General features: G+C 41.7%; 27 protein-coding genes and 1 pseudogene. 12 read left to right on the top strand and 16 right to left on the bottom strand.

Annotation, left to right across the window (positions count from 1 at the left end; all coding sequences use genetic code 11):
• Position 1 precedes the first annotated feature (1 nt).
• From OFO00_RS04015 to OFO00_RS03990, 6 genes are all read right to left on the bottom strand, one after another.
• Positions 2 to 373 (bottom strand): MmcQ/YjbR family DNA-binding protein, encoded by a 372-nt coding sequence (locus tag OFO00_RS04015; protein ID WP_270864970.1) that lies wholly within the window; start codon positions 371 to 373, stop codon positions 2 to 4.
• Between the two features lie 8 nt (positions 374 to 381).
• The gene (locus OFO00_RS04010) at positions 382 to 897 is read right to left on the bottom strand and encodes a pyridoxamine 5'-phosphate oxidase family protein (RefSeq protein ID WP_270862455.1); all 516 of its coding nucleotides are present in this window, start codon (positions 895 to 897) and stop codon (positions 382 to 384) included.
• Between the two features lie 3 nt (positions 898 to 900).
• A complete protein-coding gene (locus tag OFO00_RS04005) occupies positions 901 to 1,182 on the bottom strand; it encodes a HypC/HybG/HupF family hydrogenase formation chaperone (RefSeq protein WP_270864969.1) in 282 nt (93 codons plus the stop codon).
• Entirely contained in the window at positions 1,182 to 2,009 is an 828-nt protein-coding gene (gene hypB / locus OFO00_RS04000) for a hydrogenase nickel incorporation protein HypB (RefSeq protein ID WP_270864968.1), read from the bottom strand. Before hypB ends, OFO00_RS04005 begins: the two co-directional genes overlap by 1 nt.
• 10 nt (positions 2,010 to 2,019) lie before the next feature.
• Complete coding sequence (locus OFO00_RS03995; protein WP_270864967.1) at positions 2,020 to 2,445, bottom strand: hypothetical protein; 426 nt, start codon at positions 2,443 to 2,445, stop codon at positions 2,020 to 2,022.
• A gap of 63 nt (positions 2,446 to 2,508) precedes the next feature.
• Positions 2,509 to 3,918 carry an alanine/glycine:cation symporter family protein gene (locus OFO00_RS03990; RefSeq protein ID WP_270864966.1) on the bottom strand — a complete coding sequence of 470 codons (1,410 nt, stop codon included), beginning with the start codon at positions 3,916 to 3,918 and terminating at the stop codon, positions 2,509 to 2,511.
• A 181-nt stretch (positions 3,919 to 4,099) separates the two neighbouring features.
• On the opposite strand from OFO00_RS03990, the gene OFO00_RS03985 reads away from it, so the two are divergent.
• The 6 genes from OFO00_RS03985 (at position 4,100) to recG (ending at position 10,680) form a co-directional block, all read left to right on the top strand.
• A complete protein-coding gene (locus tag OFO00_RS03985) occupies positions 4,100 to 5,056 on the top strand; it encodes an SLAC1 anion channel family protein (RefSeq protein WP_270864965.1) in 957 nt (318 codons plus the stop codon).
• Between the two features lie 130 nt (positions 5,057 to 5,186).
• Positions 5,187 to 6,122, top strand: a complete 936-nt coding sequence (locus OFO00_RS03980; protein ID WP_270858837.1) for an SPFH domain-containing protein — start codon at positions 5,187 to 5,189, stop codon at positions 6,120 to 6,122.
• Positions 6,119 to 6,517, top strand: a complete 399-nt coding sequence (locus tag OFO00_RS03975; protein WP_270864964.1) for an NfeD family protein — start codon at positions 6,119 to 6,121, stop codon at positions 6,515 to 6,517. Before OFO00_RS03980 ends, OFO00_RS03975 begins: the two co-directional genes overlap by 4 nt.
• 19 nt (positions 6,518 to 6,536) lie before the next feature.
• The gene (locus tag OFO00_RS03970; RefSeq protein ID WP_270864963.1) at positions 6,537 to 7,586 is read left to right on the top strand and encodes a dehypoxanthine futalosine cyclase; all 1,050 of its coding nucleotides are present in this window, start codon (positions 6,537 to 6,539) and stop codon (positions 7,584 to 7,586) included.
• Complete coding sequence (locus tag OFO00_RS03965) at positions 7,583 to 8,845, top strand: M16 family metallopeptidase (RefSeq protein WP_270864962.1); 1,263 nt, start codon at positions 7,583 to 7,585, stop codon at positions 8,843 to 8,845. Before OFO00_RS03970 ends, OFO00_RS03965 begins: the two co-directional genes overlap by 4 nt.
• Positions 8,842 to 10,680: an ATP-dependent DNA helicase RecG gene (recG, locus tag OFO00_RS03960; protein ID WP_270864961.1), complete on the top strand. Its 1,839-nt coding sequence runs from the start codon at positions 8,842 to 8,844 to the stop codon at positions 10,678 to 10,680. Before OFO00_RS03965 ends, recG begins: the two co-directional genes overlap by 4 nt.
• A gap of 703 nt (positions 10,681 to 11,383) precedes the next feature.
• Here recG and OFO00_RS03955 read toward each other — a convergent pair.
• From OFO00_RS03955 to OFO00_RS03945, 3 genes are all read right to left on the bottom strand, one after another.
• Positions 11,384 to 11,671, bottom strand: a complete 288-nt coding sequence (locus OFO00_RS03955) for a hypothetical protein (RefSeq protein ID WP_270864960.1) — start codon at positions 11,669 to 11,671, stop codon at positions 11,384 to 11,386.
• The gene (locus OFO00_RS03950; RefSeq protein WP_270864959.1) at positions 11,668 to 12,852 is read right to left on the bottom strand and encodes a replication-associated recombination protein A; all 1,185 of its coding nucleotides are present in this window, start codon (positions 12,850 to 12,852) and stop codon (positions 11,668 to 11,670) included. Before OFO00_RS03950 ends, OFO00_RS03955 begins: the two co-directional genes overlap by 4 nt.
• Positions 12,853 to 12,945: 93 nt before the next feature.
• Positions 12,946 to 13,107, bottom strand: coding sequence for a DUF1328 domain-containing protein (locus tag OFO00_RS03945; protein ID WP_270864958.1), 162 nt, complete (start codon positions 13,105 to 13,107; stop codon positions 12,946 to 12,948).
• Between OFO00_RS03945 and OFO00_RS03940 the strand changes: the two genes are divergently transcribed.
• Positions 13,091 to 13,222 (top strand): hypothetical protein, encoded by a 132-nt coding sequence (locus tag OFO00_RS03940; protein ID WP_270864957.1) that lies wholly within the window; start codon positions 13,091 to 13,093, stop codon positions 13,220 to 13,222. The genes OFO00_RS03945 and OFO00_RS03940 overlap by 17 nt on opposite strands.
• A gap of 32 nt (positions 13,223 to 13,254) precedes the next feature.
• Positions 13,255 to 13,473, top strand: a pseudogene (locus OFO00_RS03935) (CDP-alcohol phosphatidyltransferase family protein); the annotation flags it as partial.
• Positions 13,474 to 13,595: 122 nt separating this feature from the next.
• Here OFO00_RS03935 and OFO00_RS03930 read toward each other — a convergent pair.
• The 7 genes from OFO00_RS03930 to aspS all read right to left on the bottom strand — a co-directional run bounded on the left by OFO00_RS03930 (position 13,596) and on the right by aspS (position 18,640).
• The gene (locus OFO00_RS03930) at positions 13,596 to 14,321 is read right to left on the bottom strand and encodes a hypothetical protein (RefSeq protein ID WP_270864956.1); all 726 of its coding nucleotides are present in this window, start codon (positions 14,319 to 14,321) and stop codon (positions 13,596 to 13,598) included.
• Between the two features lie 350 nt (positions 14,322 to 14,671).
• Complete coding sequence (locus OFO00_RS03925) at positions 14,672 to 15,055, bottom strand: YgiW/YdeI family stress tolerance OB fold protein (protein WP_270862482.1); 384 nt, start codon at positions 15,053 to 15,055, stop codon at positions 14,672 to 14,674.
• Between the two features lie 60 nt (positions 15,056 to 15,115).
• Complete coding sequence (locus tag OFO00_RS03920; protein WP_270864955.1) at positions 15,116 to 15,538, bottom strand: Sua5 YciO YrdC YwlC family protein; 423 nt, start codon at positions 15,536 to 15,538, stop codon at positions 15,116 to 15,118.
• A gap of 39 nt (positions 15,539 to 15,577) precedes the next feature.
• A complete protein-coding gene (gene ppa / locus OFO00_RS03915) occupies positions 15,578 to 16,096 on the bottom strand; it encodes an inorganic diphosphatase (RefSeq protein ID WP_270858808.1) in 519 nt (172 codons plus the stop codon).
• 29 nt (positions 16,097 to 16,125) lie between these two features.
• On the bottom strand, positions 16,126 to 16,290 hold the full coding sequence (locus tag OFO00_RS03910; protein ID WP_270864954.1) for a hypothetical protein: 165 nt from the start codon (positions 16,288 to 16,290) through the stop codon (positions 16,126 to 16,128).
• 23 nt (positions 16,291 to 16,313) lie between these two features.
• Complete coding sequence (locus OFO00_RS03905) at positions 16,314 to 16,889, bottom strand: adenylate kinase (RefSeq protein WP_270858806.1); 576 nt, start codon at positions 16,887 to 16,889, stop codon at positions 16,314 to 16,316.
• Entirely contained in the window at positions 16,886 to 18,640 is a 1,755-nt protein-coding gene (gene aspS, locus OFO00_RS03900) for an aspartate--tRNA ligase (protein ID WP_270864953.1), read from the bottom strand. The genes OFO00_RS03905 and aspS overlap by 4 nt, the downstream gene beginning before the upstream one ends.
• Before the next feature lie 86 nt (positions 18,641 to 18,726).
• Here aspS and OFO00_RS03895 point away from each other — a divergent pair, with 86 nt between their 5' ends.
• The 4 genes from OFO00_RS03895 (at position 18,727) to OFO00_RS03880 (ending at position 23,076) form a co-directional block, all read left to right on the top strand.
• Positions 18,727 to 19,608, top strand: a complete 882-nt coding sequence (locus tag OFO00_RS03895; RefSeq protein WP_270864952.1) for an NAD(+) kinase — start codon at positions 18,727 to 18,729, stop codon at positions 19,606 to 19,608.
• The gene (locus OFO00_RS03890) at positions 19,602 to 21,122 is read left to right on the top strand and encodes an AAA family ATPase (protein WP_270864951.1); all 1,521 of its coding nucleotides are present in this window, start codon (positions 19,602 to 19,604) and stop codon (positions 21,120 to 21,122) included. Before OFO00_RS03895 ends, OFO00_RS03890 begins: the two co-directional genes overlap by 7 nt.
• Positions 21,123 to 21,232: 110 nt before the next feature.
• Complete coding sequence (locus OFO00_RS03885; RefSeq protein WP_270864950.1) at positions 21,233 to 22,024, top strand: TatD family hydrolase; 792 nt, start codon at positions 21,233 to 21,235, stop codon at positions 22,022 to 22,024.
• Positions 22,024 to 23,076, top strand: a complete 1,053-nt coding sequence (locus OFO00_RS03880) for a lytic transglycosylase domain-containing protein (RefSeq protein WP_270864949.1) — start codon at positions 22,024 to 22,026, stop codon at positions 23,074 to 23,076. Before OFO00_RS03885 ends, OFO00_RS03880 begins: the two co-directional genes overlap by 1 nt.
• Positions 23,077 to 23,089 lie beyond the last annotated feature (13 nt).

The following is a 23,089-nucleotide window of genomic DNA, read 5'->3' as shown; positions in this document are numbered from 1 at the left end:
TTTACTTCTTTGTAAGTTTATAACTTTCTTCGATTAAATCGTATGTCGTCGCCTCGTCGCAAACGCCCAAAATTACGCTAATCCAATGCTTTTTGTTCATGTGATACGCCTCTATGACGCTCTTGCCGTCGCGCAAAATTTCGCCCAAATTCGGCTCGATTTTCAAATTTAAAATATCAAGCATTTTTTCGCTCATAAACGCACTAGGTTCGACGCCCAGAGTTTTTACACTCACGCCCTTCATCAGCACGGCAAACCATTTTTTGTTTTTTTCGTGGCGAAAAACGCAAAAGTTTGGCGCACTTTTCCACAAATACTCAGGTTTTGCGCAATACCTGCGCCAGATTTCTTGGATTAGTGCTTCTGCTTCCACCGCGCGCCTTATTTTAAAATTTTCGCTTTCGCTGTCATCTCGTAAATTTTAAATTCATAAATTTTAGTATGACTTAACGCACCCAAAGCCGCTGTCTCGAAAGCGTCCATAAATTTCGCGCAGTATTTAGCGCTAAGAATTCGCAAAGCCTCTAATTTGGCGTTTTTGTCTGTGATTTCGTAGGCTTTTGTTTTTGCGACAACGCTTTTGTATTCGGTCGTAAAAACCCTATTTCCAAGCTCTTTTGAATTATCTTTTATCGCTTCAAATTCGGCGTCGTTTAAATTTGGTACAGCGTTGAAACTGACGCAAACCACGCTTACATCGCGTCCGCCAGTGAAAAGTTCAGCTTTGCTTCCTTTTGTCGCGCCGTGAATAAAAATGCTGTCATTTTCACGCACGATTGAAAGCGGGATTGAAAAAATTTCTCCATTATCCCTCACGCATGAAAACACGGCATATTCGGCATTATCGATTATTTCGTAAGCTTCGGATACGCTTAAAGCTCTATCAATTCTGCGCAAAATTTAGCCTTTTAAATTCGCTAGCCCCATATCGCCCTCATCTGCCGAAATTTCGCCACTATTCATCTCTTCGGCGATTTGTTCGTAAATTTTCAGGCTCTCTAAGGCGACGGCTGTGTCGATTTTTTCCATCGCAAAGCCCACATGAATAAGCACGAAATCCCCAACGCTAACTGGCTCAGAAATCAGATCCAAGCTCACACCACGCCTAACGCCGAGCGTTTCGACGGTCGCGAAATTATTTTCATCGATTGAAATCACTTTTGACGGGATTGAAAGGCACATTATCTAAATTCCTTTTTAAATTCCAAAAATTTTAGCCACTTATCCACGCCCTCGCCAGTTTTACTATCTAGGGCGATTACAGCGGCTTTTGGGTTTAGTTTTCGCACCTCTTTGACCACCTCTTCGACGCTAAAATCAAAATGCTCGATTAACGAGTGTTTGGTTACCACGACCAAATCCGCAGCCCTAAACATTACAGGGTATTTTGCAACCTTGTCGCTTCCTTCGGTTACACTTAGAAGCACGACATTTGCGTGTGCGCCGACATCGTAGCTTGCAGGGCAGACGAGATTTCCGACATTTTCTATGAAAACTAAATCAAGCCCAGTGGTATCGAGATGATGAAGCCCTTCATGCACCATAAATGCATCTAAATGACATGCTTGGCCTGTGGTGATTTGATGAGCGCGCGCGCCTGCTTGCAATACGCGATCGGCGTCGCGATTGGTTTCTAAATCGCCCTCGATTACGCCGATTTTAAATTTGCCACTTTTGATAGTAGCTTCTAGTAGCGTTGTTTTGCCACTTCCTGGGCTACTCATCAAATTTACGCATAAAATCCCGTCTTCGTCGAAATGCTCTCTGATATGCGCTGCTTCGGCATCGTTTGCAGATAGAATTTTTGTGATTACTTCGACGGTTTTTTTATCATTTAGCACAGGGTGTGCGTGGTCGCCGTGAGTGTGAATTTCGCCGTGCTCGTGCTCATGCGCCTCTCCATGAGAGTGAGCGTGAGCGTGATTATGCTCGTGTGTGTGCGTAACGCCGTCAGAGTGCGTGTGGCTGTGAGTGTGTCCTGCGATAGAACATCCGCAATCTTTACACATTTTTTATCCTTTAATTTGAGATTAAATATACAAGAAAAATTAAAACCAAAGCCCACACCACCGACCAAATAACAAATTTTTTCCAAAATTTATTGCTACTTTGCTCGTGAGTTGCGACTTTGTTTTGTGAGTTTTCATAAAAATCTTTTGCCCTCATATCCGCGCTACTTAAAACAGCGCGCCTGACATCGACAAATTCGCCATTATAGCGCATTGCCCCGTCTGGTTCGATCCTGTAAGAATCTATTTTTTTAACGCTCCATAAAACTTTATTGGTTGCGCTTTGCATTTTGATTAGGGCTGAAATTTGCCCCTCGCTATCGAGGGCGTAAAATTTTAAAATTTTATCGTATGTAGCCTTGTCGATTTGCCCCAAATCCGCTAAATAATCTAATTTTTCTTTAATACTTTTTTGGTGAAAAGTATGTAAAAACATAAAAATTCCTAATCGTAAAATAACTTACGATTTTACCTAAATTTAATTATTTAACGCTGAAATTTAGCCTTTAATGTAATCGCTAGCGTTGTATGCCTTGCCCGCGTCAAAATCCCGCAGTAAGCGCACTACAATGCCACTTAAAAGCAAAATCGCAATCAGGTTTGGAATTACCATAAGTCCATTAAAAAGATCGGCTAGCTCCCAAACAAGGTCGATTTTAAGCAGTGAGCCCATAAAAACAAAGCCAATAACCAAAAGCTGTAAAAATTTCACCCCTTTTGGTCCAAGCAGATAGCGGATATTTATCTCAGCGAAATAATACCAGCCCATAATCGTGGTAAATGCGAAAAACAAAAGACAAATCGCCACGAAGCTATATCCAAGCTCCCTGCCCAAAAAATTCGACGAAAAAGCCTCTTGCACGAGTGCAATCCCGCTAAATACAGCCTTGCCATCAGCCCCAAACTCCACCACGCCCGAGGTCAGTATCACAAAAACCGTGATATTTAGCACGATAAATGTATCTATAAAAACGCTCATAATGCCAAGCATTGCTTGATCTACTGGGTGAGCGACATTGGCAGCTGCGTGAGCGTGTGGGGTAGAGCCCATACCAGCTTCGTTGCTAAATAATCCCCTAGCCACACCATATCTCATAGCCATAGCGATACTCGCTCCCGTCGCACCGCCCCATGCAGCACTTGGATCAAAGGCAGCCTTGAAAATCAGCGAAATAGCGCCAGGAAGCTCGGAGATATTGGCGCAGATTATGCTAAATCCCACCAAAATGTATAAAATCGCCATAAGCGGGACGACCTTTTCGGCTACGCGCGCAATCGCCCTGACACCGCCGATAAAGATTATCGCGCAAACCACAGCCAAAATTTCGCCGACATAGACTTTATCGATATTAAAAGCCTTGCTAAATCCGTCTGAAATGGCGTTTGCTTGCACCATATTTCCCATGCAACCAAGTGCTAAGATTATCGCTATGGCAAAAACCACAGCCAAAATTTTGCCAAATTTCCCACCAATACCGCACGAAATATAAAACGCAGGTCCGCCTATGATATGACCGCTGGTGTCCTTGGAGCGGTAAATTTGAGCCAGACAGATTTCGGCGAAATTTGTAGCCATACCAAAAAACGCAGCCAACCACATCCAAAAAATCGCCCCAGGTCCGCCCATAATAAGCGCAGTCGAAGCTCCAACTAGATTGCCCGTGCCAACCTGCGCCGCAATCGCAGTCGAAATCGCCTGAAACGAGCTCATACCGTGTTTGCCCGCCTTTTTGCCATGGAGCGAAAAATCGCCCAAAAGTCTATTTCCAGCAAGCTTAAATTTCAAAATTTGAACGAATTTTAATCTGATTGTAAAATAGACGCCAGTTCCGCAAAGAAGGGCTATGAGAAAGTATGGCCCCCAGATAAATGAGTTTATGTCGGTTACGATTTTGATAAAATTTTCCATTTTGTCCGCCTTGATCTGCCTCGAATTTGTTAAAAATCGATTATTTTACTTTTTTCGCGCTTAATAAAACTTAAAATTTTATAAATTTCAGTTTTAATTTATAATTGTAAGAATTTATGGCGCCAAATTTTGCTAAAATTCGCGCCGTTTTTAAATAAATTTGAAATTCATCGAGGCTAAAATGAATCTAAAAAACGAAAATATCTCCAAACTCTCAAATTTCCCGATTATGTTTTTTGCCGTAACAATGGGGCTTGGCGGGCTTAGTATCGCTTATCGCGCCATTAGCGAGGCGTATGGTGCGCCACATTTTATATTTGAAATTTTGCGATTTTTCGCTCTTGGTGTGTTTGCGCTGATTTCGGCGTTTTACACGGCAAAAATCATCAAATTTCCGCGCGCTGTGCAGGCAGAATTTACCCACCCAATCAAGCTAAGTTTTTTTGCCACATTTTCGATTAGCCTGCTTTTACTAGCCATTGCGTTTAACGATATTAGCGCACTTCATAGCGCATTTTACGGCGTAGCGATGATATTTCATGCGTTTTTGACGCTTTATATCATTTCGTTTTGGATACAAAAAAACATGCTCATCACCCACTCAAATCCAGCGTGGTTTATCCCAATCGTAGGCAATCTCATCGTGGTAATCGCCGCGACCGAAAAGGGCGAATATCTGTGGTATTTTTTTAGCATTGGGATTTTCTTTTGGATTGTGCTTTTTAGCATTGTTTTTTACCGCATTATTTTTCACGACCAGCTCGCCCAAAAATTCGTCCCAACGCTTTTTATAATGATTGCGCCCCCGTCTGTGGCGTTTCTGGGCTATATCAACATCGGCGGCGAGTTTGATATGCTCGCTAAAATTTTAATAAATTTGGTGCTATTTTTCACGCTTTTGATATTTTTCATGGCAAAAAGCTTTTTTGGGCTTAAATTTTTCCTATCGTGGTGGGCTTTCACTTTCCCGACAGCGGCTGGGTGCATTGCCTTTATGAAGGCGTATTTTTTAAGCGCAGAGGTCTGGTTTGCAAGGCTCGGGCTTGGTATGTTCGCGCTTTTGTGCGTTTTGATAGCAGTTGTGGGATACCACACCATAAAAGGACTAATCAACGGCGAAATCTGCGTGCAGGAGTGAAATTTAGCGCAAATTTCGCCAGATATTGCAAAATTTACGCTAGTCAAAACTACCAAAACTTAAATTTAGTATTAAACATTAACTTGCTATAATCGCCAAATTTAAATTTTTAGAAATTTTAGGAGAAAAAATGGAAGGTTTCGCAGCTACCGTTGTGGTAATTTGTGCGCTAATCGCGCTGGTTTTGAAGCTTGGTGTCAAAATCGTATCGCAATCTGAGATTATGATTATCGAGCGACTTGGTAAATTTCACAAGGTTTTAGACGGCGGATTTCATGTAATTGTGCCGTTTTTTGACAGCGTGCGCGCTAAAATGAGCGTTCGCGAACAGCTAGTAGATATCACAAAACAGCAAGTCATCACCAAAGATAATGTCAATATCATGGTCGATGGAATCGTATTTTTGAAAATCGTAAATGGCAAAATGGCGCTTTATAATGTCGAGGATTATCGCAAAGCAATATCGAATTTGGCTATGACTACACTTCGTTCAGCAATCGGCGAAATGAGCCTAGATCAGACCCTATCAAGCCGCGATCAACTAAACTCAAAACTCCAAGTCGCCCTTGGCGATGCAGCAGATAACTGGGGCGTAAAAATCATGCGTGTCGAAATTTCTGAAATTTCAGTCCCAAAAGGCATAGAGGACGCTATGAATATGCAAATGAAAGCCGAGCGCGAAAAACGGGCAATCGAGCTAAAAGCCGAAGCCGAAAAAGCTGCCCTTATCCGCACAGCCGAAGCGCAAAAACAAGAAAAAGTGCTAGAAGCTGAGGCAATCGAGCGTATGGCAGACGCGAAAAAATACGAGCAAATCGCCCTAGCTGTGGGTCAAAAACACGCTATGGATAATATCAATATGGCTATGGCTGCGTCGAAATTCGCCGCTGAATACCTGCTCGCGCAAAGTCGCGTAAATGCCTTCAACGAGCTAGCAAAAAGCGCAAGCAAGGACAAGGTCATCATACCGTATGAAACCAGCGAAATCATCGGCTCGCTCTCTGTGCTAAGCGAATTTTTAGGCAAGGCTGGGGATAAAAATTTAATCACGGAAAACAATCAATGAGCCCACTTATTTTTATCATAATTGGCGTTATTTTGGTGATTATCGAGCTTTTGGTGCTTGATTTCACCTTTGTGTTTTTTGGCGCAGGATTTTTGATCGTGGGGCTATTTAGCTTCGCGCTTCCGCTATCATGGGAGGTGCAAATCCTAGCCTCTTTCGTGCTATCTTTCGCGCTTTTGCTCGCCCTAAAAAAGCCACTAAAATCCAAATTTTTCAAGCCAACCGAGGAGATTAAAGACAATTTCTTAGACGAGAGTGGCGATGGCTATGTCAAAGAGGGCATGGTCTATTTCAAGGGCACGCTATGGCAAAGCGATGAGGTAAAAAACATGGCAGAAGGCACGAAAGTGCGCGTGCGTGGCGTCAAAGACGGACAAATCATACTAGAAAAATAAATCAAAAAGAAGGTTAAATTTGAGTAGAATTACTAAATCACAGGCATTAAATTTGATAAAAAACGCCCCTTTGCACGAGCTTGGGGCTATGGCGTATGAAAAAAAATTAAAGCTTCACCCTGATAAAATCACGACTTTTGTAGTCGATCGCAATATAAACTACACAAATATTTGCTTTGTGGATTGCAAATTTTGCGCGTTTTGTCGCAAAATAAACGAAAAAGACGCCTATATTTTGAGCTTTGATGAGATTGATGAAAAAATCGATGAGCTAATCGCAATCGGCGGGACGCAAATCCTTTTTCAAGGCGGCGTTCATCCGAAACTAAAAATTGATTGGTATGAAAATTTAGTCGCTCACATAGCGCAAAAATACCCGCAAATCACGATTCATGGCTTCTCTGCAATCGAGATTGATTATATCGCTAAAATTTCAAATTTAACGCACAAAGAAGTTTTATCTAGGCTTCAAGCAAAGGGACTTTACAGCATTCCAGGTGCTGGGGCTGAGATTTTAAGCGATAGAGTTAGGGATATAATCTCGCCTAAAAAAATCGGCGCAGACAGTTGGCTAGGCGTCCATAAATCAGCCCACGAAATAGGTATGAAAACCACAGCCACGATGATGTTTGGCACGGTCGAAACTGACGAAGAAATCATCGAACACTGGGAAAAACTGCGAAATCTGCAAGATATTACGGGCGGATTTAGAGCTTTTATCTCGTGGAGCTTTCAATCAGCAAACACAAAACTCATCGCCCAGCACCCTGAAATCAAAAAAACAAGCTCAAATCGCTATTTAAGGCTATTAGCCGTGGCAAGGCTGTTTTTGGATAATTTTAAAAATATCCAAAGCTCGTGGGTTACGCAAGGCAGCTACATAGGGCAACTCGCACTAAAATTTGGCGCAAATGACCTAGGCTCAACCATGATGGAAGAAAATGTTGTCAAGGCAGCTGGTGCGTCCTTTCGCATGAGCGCAAACGAAATGATAAGCTTAATCAAAGACATCGGCGAAATCCCAGCCAAACGCAACACAAACTATGATATTTTGGAGATTTATAAATGATAAAAAGCGAAATTTTAGCAAAAAATACTAAAGTAGATTTTCTCACACAAATCGAAAATTCCCTGCCAGTGGCGAGTTTCAAGCTCGTTTTCAAAGCCAGTGGCGCAGTGAGCGAAAAGATAAATGGCCTAGCCAAACTCACCGCAAAAATGCTAAATGAGGGCACAAAGAGCCTAGGGGTAAATAAATTTTACGAAAAACTCGATATCTATGCGATAAATTTCGATATCGACGCAGGGTTTGAGACCTTCGTAATCGAGGTAAATTCGCTCAAAGAACACTTCGAATTTGCCTTAGAAATGCTGGATAATCTGCTAAAAGAGCCAAATTTCACAGATGAAATTTTAGATAAAATCAAAACCCAAATTTTAGGCGAAATTGATATTTTAAAGAGCGAATTTGACTACATCGCAAACCAAGGCTTGCAAAACTGCCTTTATTCGGGCACCAAACTAGCCTCCCCGCTAATCGGCGACGAGGCTAGTATCGCGCAAATCAGCCTTGAAAATGTCAAGGAATTTTTCGCCTCGCTTAATCTTGCAAACGCCTATGTCCTTGTAGTGGGCGACGCGCAGGGCGCAAGCGATGAGGCTAGCCTTGTGCGCAAAAATATAACCAAAATTTTAGAGAATTTCGCCGCCACAAGCGCGCGCGAACTACCCGTTTTTGCGACAAATTCTACGCCCAAATCCCAAATCATCGCCCAAAAAAGCGAGCAAGCCTATATCTATTTTGGCGCGCCATTTTACGCCGAAATCGCAGAAAAATATATCGCAAATGTGGCGCTTTTTATCCTTGGTTCGAGCGGATTTGGCTCACGCCTCATGGAAAACATCCGTGTAAAACACGGCCTTGCATACTCCGTGTATGCCAGAGCGAATTTCGACCTGTCTAAGCGCGATTTTTGGGGATTTTTGCAGACCAAAAACGAAAATTTAGCCAAAGCCTACGAGCTAATCAAATCCGAAATCGCAAATTTCGTCCAAAACGGCGTTACGCAAAGCGAGCTAGAAAGTGCGAAAAAATTTATCCTAGGAAGCGCGGTTTTACAAAAAGAGACTATGTTTAAGCGCGCAAATATCAGTGCCAACGAATACTATCAAGGCTTCGAATTTGGCGAGTTTGAGCGAAATTTAGAGCGCACGAAAAATCTAGATTTGCGCACACTAAATGAATTTATCGCCTCGCACGCTGAAATTTTAAATTTAAGCTTTTGCGTGGTTTGCTCAGAAGTTGCAAAGTCAAATTTTAAATTATGAAATTTAGCCCCAAAGACAGCGCAACGCTCGCTAAAATCGGCGTTTTTTCACTGCTTGATTTAGCCTTGGCACTTCCAAAAAGCTATGATGATTTAAGCGTCAAAGATGAGCCAAACACCGGCGAAAACACGGTTTTGATCGAGTGCAAAACAGCAAGCCGTCGCGCCAATGGCATGCTCATCATCAGCGCATTTTGCCTAAGCTGGGAGTGCGAGATCAAAATCGTCATCTTCAACGCCAAAAGCTGGCACCACGGCGTCTTTAAAATCGGCAAGCAGATGTTTATCCATGGCAAAAGCGACAACGCTTACGGCGCATGGCAGTTCGTAAATCCCAAAATCGTCACCAAAGTAGGCGAAATTATCCCCAAATACAAAAACGCCCTCACGGACGCCACGACGCAAAAGCTCATTTTAAGCTACATTTCCAAGCAGGCCTTGCTTGATGAGGGGCTTGGTGAAAATGAGGCTGAATTTTTAATGCAAATTCACCAAAACGACCAAAACAGCGTGCGTTTGGTGCAAAATTTAGAAGAAAACGAAAACGGGCTTGAAATTTTAAAATTCGTTGAAATTTATAATTATTTAAGAAAACTAAAAGCCAAAAAAATGGATTTTAAGGCGCAAATTTACCCTTTAAACGACATTTCCTCGTGGCTTAGCACCCTGCCTTTTACCCCCACAAACGACCAAATAAAGGCACTTGATGATATCAGAGCCGACCTATCTAGCCCGCTTGCAAGGCGCAGAGTGGTAATGGGCGATGTGGGTTCGGGCAAGACGCTAATAATCCTTGGCGCAGCCTTGCTAAACTACCCTCGCACCAGCTATTTAATGGTGCCAACCTCGATTTTAGCCGATCAAATTTACGCAGAAGCGGTGCGACTTTTGCCAGAGTTTATGAATATTTTGGAGGTCAAAGGTGGCGAGAAATCGCTAAATTTAGAGGGCGCGCACCTAGTCATCGGCACGCACGCCCTGCTCTATCATGATTTGACGCCATCAAATCTCATCATGGTCGATGAACAGCACCGCTTCGGCTCAAATCAGCGCGAAAAAATCAACGCCCTCACCCAGTGTGGCGAGTATCGCGCGCACTTCGTGCAATTTAGCGCCACGCCGATCCCGCGCACACTCTCGCTAATCCAATCCGAGCTTGTGAATTTTAGCTTTTTAAAGCAAATGCCTTACGAAAAACATATCCACACGCTAATCTTGCAAAACGCCGGATTTGAGGGCTTTATGAGCCATTTAAAGCGCGAAATCGACAAAGGAAATCAAGCAATCATCGTCTATCCGCTCGTCGAACAATCCGAAAAGCTGATTTACCAAAGCGTCGAGGAAGCCGCGCCGTTTTGGCAGGCGAAATTCTCTGGCGTGTATGTTACACACGGGCGCGACAAGGAAAAAGAGGAAATTTTGCTGAAATTCCGCGACAATGGCTCACTGCTAATCACCACAACCGTCGTGGAAGTGGGCATTTCACTACCAAGACTTAGCATAATTTTAATCGTCGGAGCCGAGCGCATGGGGCTAGCCTCGCTTCACCAATTGCGCGGTCGCGTGGGGCGAAACGGCGGCGAAGGCTGGTGCTATCTCTACACGAAATTAAAGCAAGCACCAGAAAGACTAAAAGAATTCGCGCAAACGCTAGATGGATTTAAGGTCGCAGGAATTGATCTGAAAAACCGCCAAGGCGGGGATTTGCTCGATGGCTCGGTTCAGCACGGAGCGACATTTTCGTGGTATGATTATGAAGAGGATATAACCGAACGAGCCAAAAGCAGAGCGGAAAATTTCGCCGATACGCAAACAAGTAGCGAGATTAAATTTTAAAATCGCCAAATTTGCCCTGATTTGTCATTGCGAGCTAGTGGAGTAAATTCGCTCTGATTTGTCATTGCGATATTTTCGCTACCGCAAGTTTTTAAATACTGCCCCGATTTTGTCATTGCGAGCTAGCGGAGCAAATTCGCTCTGATTTGTCATTGCGAGCTTTCGCAGAAAGCGAAGTAATCTACGAGTTTAAAATTCTTTGCGGTGAATTTGCAAAAATACCGACCTTAAATTTTTCACTCGTAGATTGCCACGAAACGGCTTACGCCGTTTCTCGCAATGACAAATTATGCAAAATTCGCCCGCTATTGTCATTGCGAGCGTAGCGAAGCAATCCAGGGAAATTCAGATAAATTTTGATTAATTTTGAAATTCTCTCTAAATTTTACTGGATTGCTTCGAAAACTTCGTTTTCTCGCAATGACACGGATTATAGCGTTTGGTAATTTTGGCTCGTAGATTGCCACGGCGACTGCGTCGCCTCGCAATGACAGATTTGGGCGAATAGTCGCGGTGGCGCAAAAGTGATAAAAAATGTGATTAAGGGTTAAAGGCAATTTTCCCATTCACATTTGCATTTATAAATATCAAATTTTAGGGTTTTAGACTCCTCTAAATCAAACCATAAAGATGAAAAAGTATAGCCGTTTAAAATTTTAACGAAATTTCCGCCTTTTTGATAAGCCCTTTTTCTTATTTCGCTTTAAATATATAAACTTCCAAATTTTATATAATCGTCATAGTCGAACATTTTATTAAAATCGTCAATCATAAAATTTAACAACTCTGAACTATCTATCGCCTCAGCCCCCAAAAACTCGCAGTTGCCTTTTTTATTTAAAAAGCGGTCTTTATTTGGACCACTTACAAAAGATAAAATAATATGCGCTTTACTTGCTTTTGCATAATCGCCACTATGGATTTGTTTATCCGCACAACCACAAAACAAAAGAGCCATTAAAACCAAAGCCAAATTTTTCATAAAATTCAAATTTCACCCTTTATCTTTTTAAGCCACTCATCTAGCGTTTTTTCAAATCCGATTTGTTTGCTGTGGTAAAATTTCACTTTCGCGCTAGTGTATTCTTGCTCCACCCAGCCACCGAAATCATGCGGATAAAGGTAGTTTGCAATCTCTTTGTCCGAGTTTATCAAATGCCTTGGCGTAGGCAAAATTTCCCCCTCTCGCACGAATTTCAAAGCCTCGTTTATGGCGTTGTAAGCAGAGTTTGATTTGGGCGAGTGTGCCAAATACACCGCGCATTGTCCTAGTATTATGCGAGCTTCTGGGTAGCCGATTTTGCTGACTGCCAAAAGTGTATTAACCGCCATATTTAGGGCATTTGGATTGGCGTTGCCGATATCTTCGCTAGCTAGAATTACCATGCGCCTAGCGATGAAATCCGCGCTCTCGCCAGCCTCGATTAGGCGCGCCACATAGTATAGTGCGGCGTCCGCTTCGCTTCCACGCAGACTTTTTATCATCGCGCTTGCTAGCTCGTAGTGCGTATCGTCCGAGCTTACCCCCTGTGCTACGGCACTCGCGCGCAGTGTTTTTAGAGTATCGAGAGAGATTTTACTATCAGCCAAAATCGCAAATTCGAGCAAATTTAAAAGACTTCGCCCGTCCCCTGCACTAGTGTGTATGAGATACTCTCTGGCATCATCATCGCACGCGAAGCCCAGCTCGCCCTGCACTCGCTCAAAAAGCTCACTCATTTCCTGCGCTCCCAAAGGCTCAAACTCAAAAATCATCGAGCGAGAGCGAATCCCAGAGCTTATGACAAACTGCGGATTTTCCGTAGTTGCGCCGATGATAATCGCTTCGTAATTTTCCATTGGGATTAAGAGGACCTCTTGCTGGGTTTTGCTTAGGCGGTGGATTTCGTCGATGAAAATCAGCGGTTTGGCTAGCACGCCAGAGTGCGCAGATAGGATTTTGCGGATATCTTCGACTTTTAGGCTCGTGGCGTCAAGCTCGTAAAAATCGTAGTTCAGCTCGCTTGCGAGCACGCGCGCCATAGTGGTTTTGCCACACCCTGCCGCGCCGAAAAATATACTATGTGGAATTTTGCCAGAGGCGATAAATTTTTTAAAAAGCTCCACGATTTTTTTCTGACCTAGAATTTCATTTAAGCTTTTGGGACGAAATTTTAGCGCTAGACTTTGCATGATTAACCTTTGAAATTTAATGCGTGATTGTAGCGAAGTAAGGATAAATTTTAAGTTACACGCCAAATTTACGAAGCGCAAAGGCTTCGTAAGCTAGCGTTTGATGAGCTTAAAAATAAATGAAATCGCAAAAAGCACAAGAAATACAAAAAACAGGATTTTCGCAATACCTGCGCTTGTGCCAGCGATCCCGCCAAAGCCGAAAATTCCAGCCACGATTGCGATGATTAGGAAGATTATGGCGTATCTTAGCATTTTAGCCTCCATTAAAAATTTCGCCAAAGCGATTGAGGAAATTTTAACTCTATTTGGTAATGAAATGATAAAGATTTGTGAAATTTTGAGCTACGAGCCAAATTTTGGCAAATAAAAAGGGAATTTAGCAAATTTGCCAAATTCCCTTTTTTTATCACAGGTTTTCGCACGGTTATGGCGAGCGAAAATATCAGCGTCTCGGCCTCAATGGCAGGCAAGGTAAAAACGGTCTCGCAAATGTTTGCCATAGGATTTTTGACAATGCAGTGGAGTGGCGGAAATTTCTTGCTATGGGTCGCGGTCGCACTCACACTATATTCAGGGCTAGAATACATTTTGGCCTACACGAAAAATCACAAAAATTAAAATTTAGCCCTGTGGGCTAAATTTTACTACTAAATTGACATTTTAATTTTTACTTTTGAAATTCATAGTTTTAAAATATTGTAAATTCGACAAATTTGAAGGTGAATTTGTCGAATTTTATTTTAGCTATTTATTTGTTTAATTTCTTCTTTTTTAGGTAGAAAGCCTTCGTTTTGTAATGCGTTGCAAATTTTACCTTCATACTCTCTATATTCTGCGTTATGGCGTTCTATCCAGTTATTTTGTTCAATTGCATCTTGCAATTTTATTTTATAATCATCGCTCTTGTAAGAACGAATGCTAAAAAGAACACCAAAGACAACGGCTCCGATAATACCATAAAAAATATTACCTGATATAAATAGTAACATAGTGGTTAAAAGAGAAATAATCGAAATTATCAATAATATTATTAATAATATGTTTGGTTTTTGCGGAATACTCTTTTTTTCTAAATAATTAGGAAACCAACTTGGTTCTGAATATTTTTTTGTAGCATTATCCAAACAATCAGCAATATAATAAACTCCGTCCCTAAAATAGCTCTCCACCACTACAAAATCGCCGTTTTTTAGGTGCATTGTATCGCTAATTAATTTAAACGAAGTATCGCCTATATCAAAAGTCCAAATCGTCTCACGGGTAGAATTTACTTTTACTTCGCCACCACTAACAGAAGTTTCGGCTTTTACGCCACTTCCAGTCAATGCCAAAAAATGACCATATCCCAGCCCAAACTGCGGACCTCCACCTGAAACCTTAGTATTTACTTCTATCGGAGTTCTACTGACTTGAAAATCTGTTACAATTTCCCTTTTGACATCTTCGATATATCCCCAAAAAAACATAAAAATCCTTTCGAAAAAAATTGTTTATTATACCCCCCCCCATTAAAATTTTCTGAAAATTTGGTGAATTAAAATAATTCTTAGAAATTTAAACATTTGTTTCAAATTTTACACTTAGTTTTTGGCGTATTTATTCCTTTTCACACAGATTGCTAATTTTGAGATTACGGGGCAGTATTTCGGGCTTGTGGCAGCGAAAATAGTATAAAAATAGCGTAAATTTAAGCAAACGAAAAAAAATTTAAATAAAAAATTTATATGAAATTTAAAAATATGCAAAATTTTACATTAAATTTTGCATATTTGGTAAAATTTGGCTAAATTAGTGCAAATTTAGCCAAAAACAAAATTTATTTCACAGGCAAGACATCATCGACATCGATTTCTACGCCGACTAAATCCTTATCCACCTCGCCGACTATGCGGATTTTGGTATCAGGGCTCACGACTAGGCCGTTCCAGTCATCATCGTCGATATCTACGGTGATAGAGGCGCCACTTTTATCCACAAATAGATATTTATCGTCGTTATTTAGGCGTTTTTTGATATTTCCCACTAGGGTTACCTTCGTATCATCGCGCAAATCTTTCGCCTCTTTGACGCTAACTACGCGGTATGATTTGGCGCCGTATTCGACAAACTCGCCCTTGCTGCTGCCATCGCCTCCGACAAAACCGCCCTTTGCCAAGGCAAATGCGCAAACTGCGCTAAGGATTAGAAATTTTTTTACCATAATTCGCTCCTTTTAAGAAATTTTTTGTGTGATTTTACAATATTTGAATTAAACCTAAATTTAACGAATTTTTTTAATTTTAAAATTTGAAATTTTATACATTTTCGAGGGGGCATGCTCGCTAAATTTCTCATCTACGATGATATCTGCGATATCCCTAGCATACTCCTCGTCGAATTTCTCGCCGTGCAAATTCGCCGAGCTCGAATACATCGCGCCAAATTGTCGCAGAAATTTCGCATGCTCACAACCTTGCACATAGCGAAGTGAAATTTGATTTGGGTAGATGAAGGTCGATTTTTTCGCTCTTCGCACGAAATTTTTAAATTTTTCTGGCACGCGTGCTAAGGTTTTTAGCTCGTTTAAATTCGCCGTGGTTAGCACGCAAGGAGTGTTTTTGGGGCGCATTTTCGCGCGGTTAATCTGCATAAAGTCCTTGCTTAAAAATCCGGCTGTGGTGTCTGTCTGGGCTAGGTAAATCATAGCGGAAGTGAAATTTCGCCCGAAATTTGGGCGAAATTTTTATTTGTAGTTTGTGATTGCGCGAGATAGGATTGCCTCGGCCTTGCTAGCGTCCTCGAAATCCTTGACCTTCACCCATTTGCCAGGCTCTAATGCCTTGTAAGTTTCAAAGAAATTTTTGATTCTATCAAGGGTGATTTTTGGCAAATCGCTTAGAGATTTGATATTGTCATATCTAGGGTCGATTTTGCTAACCGGCACGGCTAGGAGTTTTTCGTCCATTCCGCTCTCATCTTCCATAACCAAAACGCCGATTAAGCGGCATGGGATAACTGAGCCTGCTTGAAGCGGGTATTCATTTAGCACCAAAATGTCCGCTGGATCGCCGTCATCTGCTAGTGTATTTGGCACGAAGCCGTAGTTTGCAGGGTAAAACATCGCCGAATACATAACGCGATCGACGCACACTGCACCGCTTTCTTTGTCGATTTCGTATTTTATGTTTGAGCCGTAAGGGATTTCGATTACAGCGTTGATTTTATCAGGGTTTGAACCTACTTTGATTTTAGAAATATCCATTTTTTATCCTTTTTATTAAATTTGTAAATTTACCACGCACTTATAGAAAATCCCGTGAAAACTCCGCCACCACCGCTGTTTCCTGCTGCGCTCACGGATTTTTTGGCTTCACAACCAACGCAAAAAACCAAAACAGCAAAAACAGCGAAAATTCTAAGGCAAAATTTCATGCCAAATTTGGGGCTAAATTTCACGAGAATTCCCTAAATTTCACTCATTAGCCAATGATTTTTTTCGCGATTATATCGTTGATATCTTCGACGATTTCTTCGATTGTGCGTTCGCCATCAACTGAGTAAAAAATCTCTTTTTTGCCGTAAAATTCGCGGATTGCGCCGATTGGTTCGTTGAAGACTTTCATGCGGTTATAAAAGACTTGCTCGTTATCATCAGCTCCCCTTGCACGACCCAAAACGCGCTCTTTGGCTGTGTTTTCGCTAACTGCAACTTCGATTACTGCGCTAAGCTCGATCTCATCGTCGCTTTTTAAAACTTCGTCGAGTTTTGTCATTTGCTCCACGCTTCTTGGGTAGCCATCGATGATGATAAAATCTTTTGGCGAGCTTTTAATCGCAGAAGTTATCGTGCCTACAACCACTTCAAGCGGGACTAAATTTCCAGCTGAGATAAAGCTGTCGATTGTTTTGCCTAGTTCGCTACCACTTGCTACCTCTGCGCGAAGCAAATCGCCAGTAGAGTAGTGAGCGATACTCTCGTTGTTTTGCGCGATCAAGCTAGCGTCTGTGGTTTTGCCACTGCCTGGTGCGCCGATGATTAAAAATAGATTTTTCATTTTTTATCCTTTAAATTTATTCTAAGTCCTAATTCTTGGAGCTGTTCGCTACTAACCTCGCTTGGAGCCTTTGTCATAGGGCATTGCGCTCTTTGAGTTTTAGGGAAGGCAATGACATCTCTAATGCTACTTGATTTAGTTACTAACATCATAAGTCTGTCAAAGCCAATCGCGATACCGCCGTGTGGTGGTGCGCCAAAGCTAAGCGCGTCAAGCAAGAAGCCAAATTTTTCTCTTTGCTCGTCTGGCTCGATTTTAAGTAGTTTAAAGACCTTTTCTTGGATATCGGCTTTGTGGATTCTGATACTTCCGCCGCCAAGTTCTACGCCGTTTAGCACGACATCGTAAGCGATAGAGGTGATTTCTTCCATATCTGGCTCATCGACATTGTTTGGCATAGTAAATGGGTGATGCATTGCAGAGTAGCTTCCGTCGTCGTTTTGCTCGAACATTGGGAAATTTACAACCCACAAAAATTCGAGTTTGTTCTCGTCGATAATACCAAGCTCGTTTGCAAGAAAAAGTCTAAATCTACCCATATAATCAAGCACGATTTTTTTCTTTCCAGCGCCGAAAAATACGACATCGCCGACTTTTAGGTTGCAGCGTTTGACTAGCTTGGCCACATCTGCTTCATCGAAAAATTTAACCAAAGGTCCTTTAAGGCCATCTTCTTTGACTTGGATAAATGCTAGGCCTTGTGCGCCAAATTTACGCACATATTCTTCAAATCTTTGCATTTGGCGTTTGCTAAATTTCAAATCTCCACCCTCGACAACAAGGGCTTTTACACGGTTTTTCTTGGTGTCTTTTGCAATATTAGCAAAAATTTCATTATTTGAACGCGCGAAAATATCAGCCACATCGATAAATGGCATACCAAAGCGAAGATCTGGTTTATCGCTACCGTAATTCTCCATAGCGTCTTTGTATTCCATTACGCGAAATGGAGTTGGAATATCGTGACCACAAGCAGCAAAAATATCCTTCAAAAATGTCTCAGCGACCTTCATTACATCGTTTTGATCGCAAAAGCTCATCTCGACATCTATTTGGGTAAATTCTGGCTGGCGATCTGCACGCAAATCCTCATCACGGAAGCATTTTGCCACTTGGAAATATCTATCAAATCCAGAGCACATTAAAAGCTGTTTGAAAAGCTGTGGGCTTTGCGGAAGTGCATAAAAGCTACCCGGATAAACACGACTTGGCACCAAATAATCCCTCGCACCCTCTGGCGTAGCGCGAGTTAGCACAGGGGTTTCAACCTCGACAAAACCAAGTCTATCAAGCGCATTTCGTGCCGCAATGGCTGCTTTTGAACGCATTGCAAAGCGCTCAAATTTATCGCTCGTCCTTAAATCCAAAAATCTGTATTTTAGGCGAATTTCCTCATTTACACTTTCATCTCCGATGACAAATGGCAATGCACGGCTTGGATTTTCGATGATTAGCTCATCGACTACGATTTCAATCTCTCCGGTTTTTAAATTTGGATTTTCCAAACCCTCGCCTCTGGCGCGCACTTTTCCGTTTGCGCGCAAAACATATTCGTTTCTGACATCGTTTGCTATTTCGTAAGCACTTTTGCTATCTTTTGGATCGCATACTAGCTGTAAAAGTCCGCTTCTATCGCGCAAATCGATGAAAATAACGCCACCATGGTCGCGGTAAGAATTCACCCAACCACAAACGCTAACATTTTCGCCGATATTTGCTTTGCTTAGATCGGTGCAATAATGACTTCGCAATGTGTTCTCCTTAAAAAAAATAATTAAAACCAATGATTATATTTAAATTTTGCTTTTACAAAGCTAATTTTTTATAAAATCGCGCCATGGAAAATTTAATCGCATTACAAAAAAATTTAAAATTTGTCGGAATCATCGCCAAAACAGAGGCGGGAATTTTGCCTATTATGGAGGAAATTTCTAAAATTTTGTGCTTGGGGGGCATTGAAATTTTATGCGAAAAAACCTGCGCGCAGTATTTTGGCAAAACTGGATTTAGCATAGATGAGATTTTATCTCGCACCAAAGTTTTAATCAGCCTTGGAGGGGACGGCACGCTAATTGGCGTAGCTAGAAGCGTGCTAAAAAAAGGGGCATATATAATAGGTGTGAATGCTGGCACACTTGGCTTTCTAACAGACATTAAAAATAGCGAATTTAGCGCATTTTGGCGCGAATTTATGGCTGGGAAATTTAGGCTAGATAAACTGCCTGTTTTGAGCGTGAGTTTGGAGCGCAAAAATGGCGAGAAGCTCGAAATCAGCGCATTTAACGATATGGTTATCACGCGCTCTCATATCTCGTCAATGGCGAAAATCGACGCGTTTTTGGACGATACGCACTTTAACACATACTATGGAGACGGCGTCATAATCAGCTCGCCAGCGGGTTCGACAGCGTATAATATGAGCGCAAACGGCGCGATAATCTACCCGCTTTGCGAAGTTTTCGCTATAACGCCGATTTGCTCTCACAGCCTGACCCAACGCCCACTAATTTTGCCAAAAAGATACAAACTAGGCTTCAAAAACAGCGGAAATTCCGAGCTTTGCGTAGTCATCGACGGGCAAAATTTTTACAATATGGACGAATTCAAAAGCGTGGAAGTGAAAATTTCAAAACACAAATCCCAAATAATCCGCGCTAGTTCATACGATTATTTCGCGGTTTTGAAGGAAAAATTGCGCTGGGGACATGCTGGATGTTAGAGAGAGTGTATATCAAAAATCACCTTAGCTTCAACGAAATCGAGCTAAATTTCGCCCCAGGGCTAAGCGTATTTACCGGTGTGAGCGGTGCTGGAAAATCTGTGCTAATGAACGCGATTTTGGCTGTGTTTGGGCTAAGGGAGGCAGAAGCGAAGATCATAGAAGCCGACATTAGCCACGAATTTGGGCTTGATGAGTTTGGCATAGAAAACGAAACGCCGAATAATTTCCGCATTTTGCGGGATAAATCCGTGCGGTATTTCATAAACTCGCAACTAATTTCAAAGAAAAATTTGACCAAAATCGCGGGCGAATATGTGAAATTTCTAGGCGCAAAAAATGCCGACGAGATAAACTCTACCTCGCTTTTGGAGTTGCTTGATTTTATGATTTGCAAAAACGATAGCACTCATGGCGCAAATTTAGCGAATTTTAGGGCTAAATTTAGCGAATTTTTAAGAGTGCAAAAAGAGCTTAGAAAAATCGAAGAAGAAGAAAACAAAATCGAAGAACTTAAAGAATTTGCCAAATTTGAAATCGAAAAAATCGAGCAAATTTCGCCTAAAATCGGCGAATATGAAGAGCTTTTAGCAGTCAAAAAAAAGCTTAGCAAAAAGGATAAAATCGAAGAACTTTGGGGGAGAGCCGAAGGGATTTTCGAATTTGAGCGAAGCGTGATAGAAGCGCTAAATCTAAGCGAAATGGATAGCGCATTTTTCGAAGATAGCATGAACGAACTGCGCGTAAAAATGGAAAGCTTAAATCTCGACGAACTAGATGAAATCGATATCGAGGCAGTGTTAAACAGACTAGAAGCGCTTTCTAGCCTAAACAAACGCTACGGCGACATTGCCGGCGCGCTTGACACGCTTGAAAGGCGCAAAATAGAGCTAGCGCACTACGAGCAAATCAGCTTCGAAAAAAGGGATTTGACCGCGAAATTTGGCGCGCTAAATTTGGAAATTTCAAATTTAGCTACTCTTATCAGCGCAAAACGAAAAACAAATAAAAACGCGCTAGAAAGCCTGATAAATCGCTATTTGGGCGATTTGTATATGCCTAGCGTGAGGCTGGAATTTTTAGAGCAGAGCTTGGAAGCAAACGGCAGCGACGAAGTGCGCGTAATGCTAAATAATACCGAATTTAAAAATTTAAGCTCAGGCGAGACAAACCGCCTGCGCCTCGCCTTCATCGGGGCAAATTTGGAGATTACAAACCAAGGAAGCGGGATTTTAATCCTCGATGAGATTGATTCGAATTTAAGCGGAAAAGAGGCGATGAGTATCGCAACCGTGCTAGAAAAAATCTCGAAATACTACCAAATTTTCGCTATCTCGCACCAGCCACAGCTCAGCTCCAAAGCTCACTCGCACTTTTTAATCACCAAAAATGGCGAAATTTCGAGCGTAAAACTGCTAAATGAGAGCGAAAAAATCACAGAACTAGCCAGAATGATTAGCGGCGAGACGATAAGCAAGGAAGCATTAGAATTCGCCAAAAAGCTAAAAAATTAGCTAAATTTAAGCCAAAAATGAAACTAATTTGGTATATTTAATCTTTGTTTAATTTTAATTTGGCTATTTTGGCGTAAAATGTTTTGTTTATAAATTTTTAAGTGAGTTTTATGATTATTGATACACATTGCCATTTAGATGATAGTAGCTATTTTAGCGACCTTGACGCCGTAGTTCAAAGAGCAGGCGAGCACGATGTCGGCACTATCGTCATCCCTGGTGCTAGTATGTCGGATTTAGCGCGCGCTAGGGAGATTTCTCACACTTATACAAATGTATTCTTCGCTGTGGGCGTGCATCCTTATGAAATAGATGAATTTGACATTAATACGCTAAAAGAGTTCGCAAACGACTCAAAATGCGTGGGTGTGGGCGAGTGCGGTTTGGATTATTATCGCTTAAATGGCCTTAGCGACGAGCAAAAATCTAGCGAAAAAGCACGCCAAAAAGAGATTTTTTTGGCGCAAATTGAGCTTGCCAAAGAGCTAAATTTACCACTAATCGTGCATATTAGAGATGCAAACGAAGATGCTTATCAAATTTTAAAAACTCACGCAAACGGGCTAAATGGCGGTGTTTTGCACTGCTACAATGCAAGCCCACTACTCGCAAATTTAAGCGAATTTGGATTTTATTTTGGAATCGGCGGTGTTTTGACATTTAAAAACGCAAAAAATTTAGTCGAAATTTTACCAAAACTTCCACTTGATAAAATCGTCGTCGAAACAGACGCGCCATATCTTACTCCGCACCCTCACAGAGGCGAGCGCAACGAGCCAGCCTTCACGAGCCTTGTCGTGGATAAGATAGCCGAAATTTTGGATAAAGATGTAGAATTGATTAAAAGTATCACTACGCAAAATGCTTACAGACTTTTTGCAAATCAAATTAAAGGAGATTAATGAGAGTCATTAAAATCATTTTTTTGATGCTAATTTTCGCAGGTTTTGCGCACGCTAGCCAGTCAAAAATTTCACGGGTAAATCACGACTACATTATGAACGAATTTGGCATAGAAAACAACCTTTCAAGCCAAAAAGTCGTTGCTGACATTTACCGCTCTATCGATTCTTCGGATAAAAAATTATTCAAAGACATCATCACTTCACAAGCTCACAATGCCTTTTTGGTAAAAACCGAAATCGAAAGCATTGAAGCGCCTGAGTTTTTGCTCTACCTTGCTATGGTAGAATCTCACCTCAAAAACACCGTTACTTCGCACGCCAAAGCAGGTGGTATGTGGCAACTCATGCCTACAACTGCCAAAAATTTCGGCCTGCGTATAGATACACATGTAGATGAGCGTAGAGACCCCGCAGCCTCGACGGACGCTGCGTTTTCGTATATTTTGCATTTAAGACAAAATTTTGGCAAATGGTACACTGCCCTCATGGCGTATAATTGTGGTGAAGGCTGTATGAACAGAGCCATAAAAGCGGCTGGAAACGATGATTTAGGCACCCTACTTTCTAGCAATGCAGTGCCAAAAGAGACCAAAAATTTCATCAAGCGAATTATCAAATTCGCCTACATCGCCCAAAGCGATAGTATGCAAAAGGTGTTAAGATTCGAAAACGAGCCGTGGGCGCTAAAACGCATTGCCGTAGCCCCAGGCACGAAGCTAAGCGCGATTGCCAAACAAATCGGCATTTCGCAAACCCAAATGAATAGCTACAATGCACACATTACAAACGGCGTCTCACCGAGCAACGGCAAGTATTTTTTCTATATCCCAGAGAGCAAATATACAGAATTTGTCCTAAGCAGAGGCGATTTTCAGGCGTATGAACCAAACCTTATAAAAAATCGTCCAAAGCTAAGTTTTTCGAAATTTAAGCCTCAGCACGAGCATATGATCAAGGTCGAACAGATCGAAAAAACCACTCCGACATTTGCCTCTAAAACTGACGAAAAAATCCGCACAGTCGCAATGGCGTTTGATCTTAAATTTTAAATTCGGAGTAAAT

Origin of the sequence: Campylobacter sp. VBCF_04 NA7, assembly GCF_027737405.1 — a bacterium.
GTDB lineage: Bacteria > Campylobacterota > Campylobacteria > Campylobacterales > Campylobacteraceae > Campylobacter_B.
The sequence above is the reverse complement of the archived record's forward strand: the minus strand, read 5'-3'. Positions and strand labels throughout refer to the sequence as shown.

What these genes read in the sequence shown, in the direction of transcription:
- OFO00_RS03905 (WP_270858806.1), bottom strand. Translation starts at nt 16,889, where the DNA reads ATGAAAAATCTATTTTTAATCATCGGCGCACCAGGCAGTGGCAAAACC.
- OFO00_RS03885 (WP_270864950.1), top strand. Translation starts at nt 21,233, where the DNA reads ATGATTATTGATACACATTGCCATTTAGATGATAGTAGCTATTTTAGC.
- OFO00_RS03880 (WP_270864949.1), top strand. Translation starts at nt 22,024, where the DNA reads ATGAGAGTCATTAAAATCATTTTTTTGATGCTAATTTTCGCAGGTTTT.
- OFO00_RS03945 (WP_270864958.1), bottom strand. Translation starts at nt 13,107, where the DNA reads ATGCTAAGATACGCCATAATCTTCCTAATCATCGCAATCGTGGCTGGA.
- OFO00_RS03920 (WP_270864955.1), bottom strand. Translation starts at nt 15,538, where the DNA reads ATGATTTACCTAGCCCAGACAGACACCACAGCCGGATTTTTAAGCAAG.
- OFO00_RS03890 (WP_270864951.1), top strand. Translation starts at nt 19,602, where the DNA reads ATGTTAGAGAGAGTGTATATCAAAAATCACCTTAGCTTCAACGAAATC.
- recG (WP_270864961.1), top strand. Translation starts at nt 8,842, where the DNA reads ATGAAATTTAGCCCCAAAGACAGCGCAACGCTCGCTAAAATCGGCGTT.
- OFO00_RS03985 (WP_270864965.1), top strand. Translation starts at nt 4,100, where the DNA reads ATGAATCTAAAAAACGAAAATATCTCCAAACTCTCAAATTTCCCGATT.
- OFO00_RS04005 (WP_270864969.1), bottom strand. Translation starts at nt 1,182, where the DNA reads ATGTGCCTTTCAATCCCGTCAAAAGTGATTTCAATCGATGAAAATAAT.
- hypB (WP_270864968.1), bottom strand. Translation starts at nt 2,009, where the DNA reads ATGTGTAAAGATTGCGGATGTTCTATCGCAGGACACACTCACAGCCAC.
- OFO00_RS03895 (WP_270864952.1), top strand. Translation starts at nt 18,727, where the DNA reads ATGGAAAATTTAATCGCATTACAAAAAAATTTAAAATTTGTCGGAATC.
- OFO00_RS03925 (WP_270862482.1), bottom strand. Translation starts at nt 15,055, where the DNA reads ATGGTAAAAAAATTTCTAATCCTTAGCGCAGTTTGCGCATTTGCCTTG.
- OFO00_RS03980 (WP_270858837.1), top strand. Translation starts at nt 5,187, where the DNA reads ATGGAAGGTTTCGCAGCTACCGTTGTGGTAATTTGTGCGCTAATCGCG.
- OFO00_RS03965 (WP_270864962.1), top strand. Translation starts at nt 7,583, where the DNA reads ATGATAAAAAGCGAAATTTTAGCAAAAAATACTAAAGTAGATTTTCTC.
- OFO00_RS03950 (WP_270864959.1), bottom strand. Translation starts at nt 12,852, where the DNA reads ATGCAAAGTCTAGCGCTAAAATTTCGTCCCAAAAGCTTAAATGAAATT.
- OFO00_RS03940 (WP_270864957.1), top strand. Translation starts at nt 13,091, where the DNA reads ATGGCGTATCTTAGCATTTTAGCCTCCATTAAAAATTTCGCCAAAGCG.
- ppa (WP_270858808.1), bottom strand. Translation starts at nt 16,096, where the DNA reads ATGGATATTTCTAAAATCAAAGTAGGTTCAAACCCTGATAAAATCAAC.
- OFO00_RS03975 (WP_270864964.1), top strand. Translation starts at nt 6,119, where the DNA reads ATGAGCCCACTTATTTTTATCATAATTGGCGTTATTTTGGTGATTATC.
- OFO00_RS03990 (WP_270864966.1), bottom strand. Translation starts at nt 3,918, where the DNA reads ATGGAAAATTTTATCAAAATCGTAACCGACATAAACTCATTTATCTGG.
- OFO00_RS03930 (WP_270864956.1), bottom strand. Translation starts at nt 14,321, where the DNA reads ATGTTTTTTTGGGGATATATCGAAGATGTCAAAAGGGAAATTGTAACA.
- OFO00_RS03995 (WP_270864967.1), bottom strand. Translation starts at nt 2,445, where the DNA reads ATGTTTTTACATACTTTTCACCAAAAAAGTATTAAAGAAAAATTAGAT.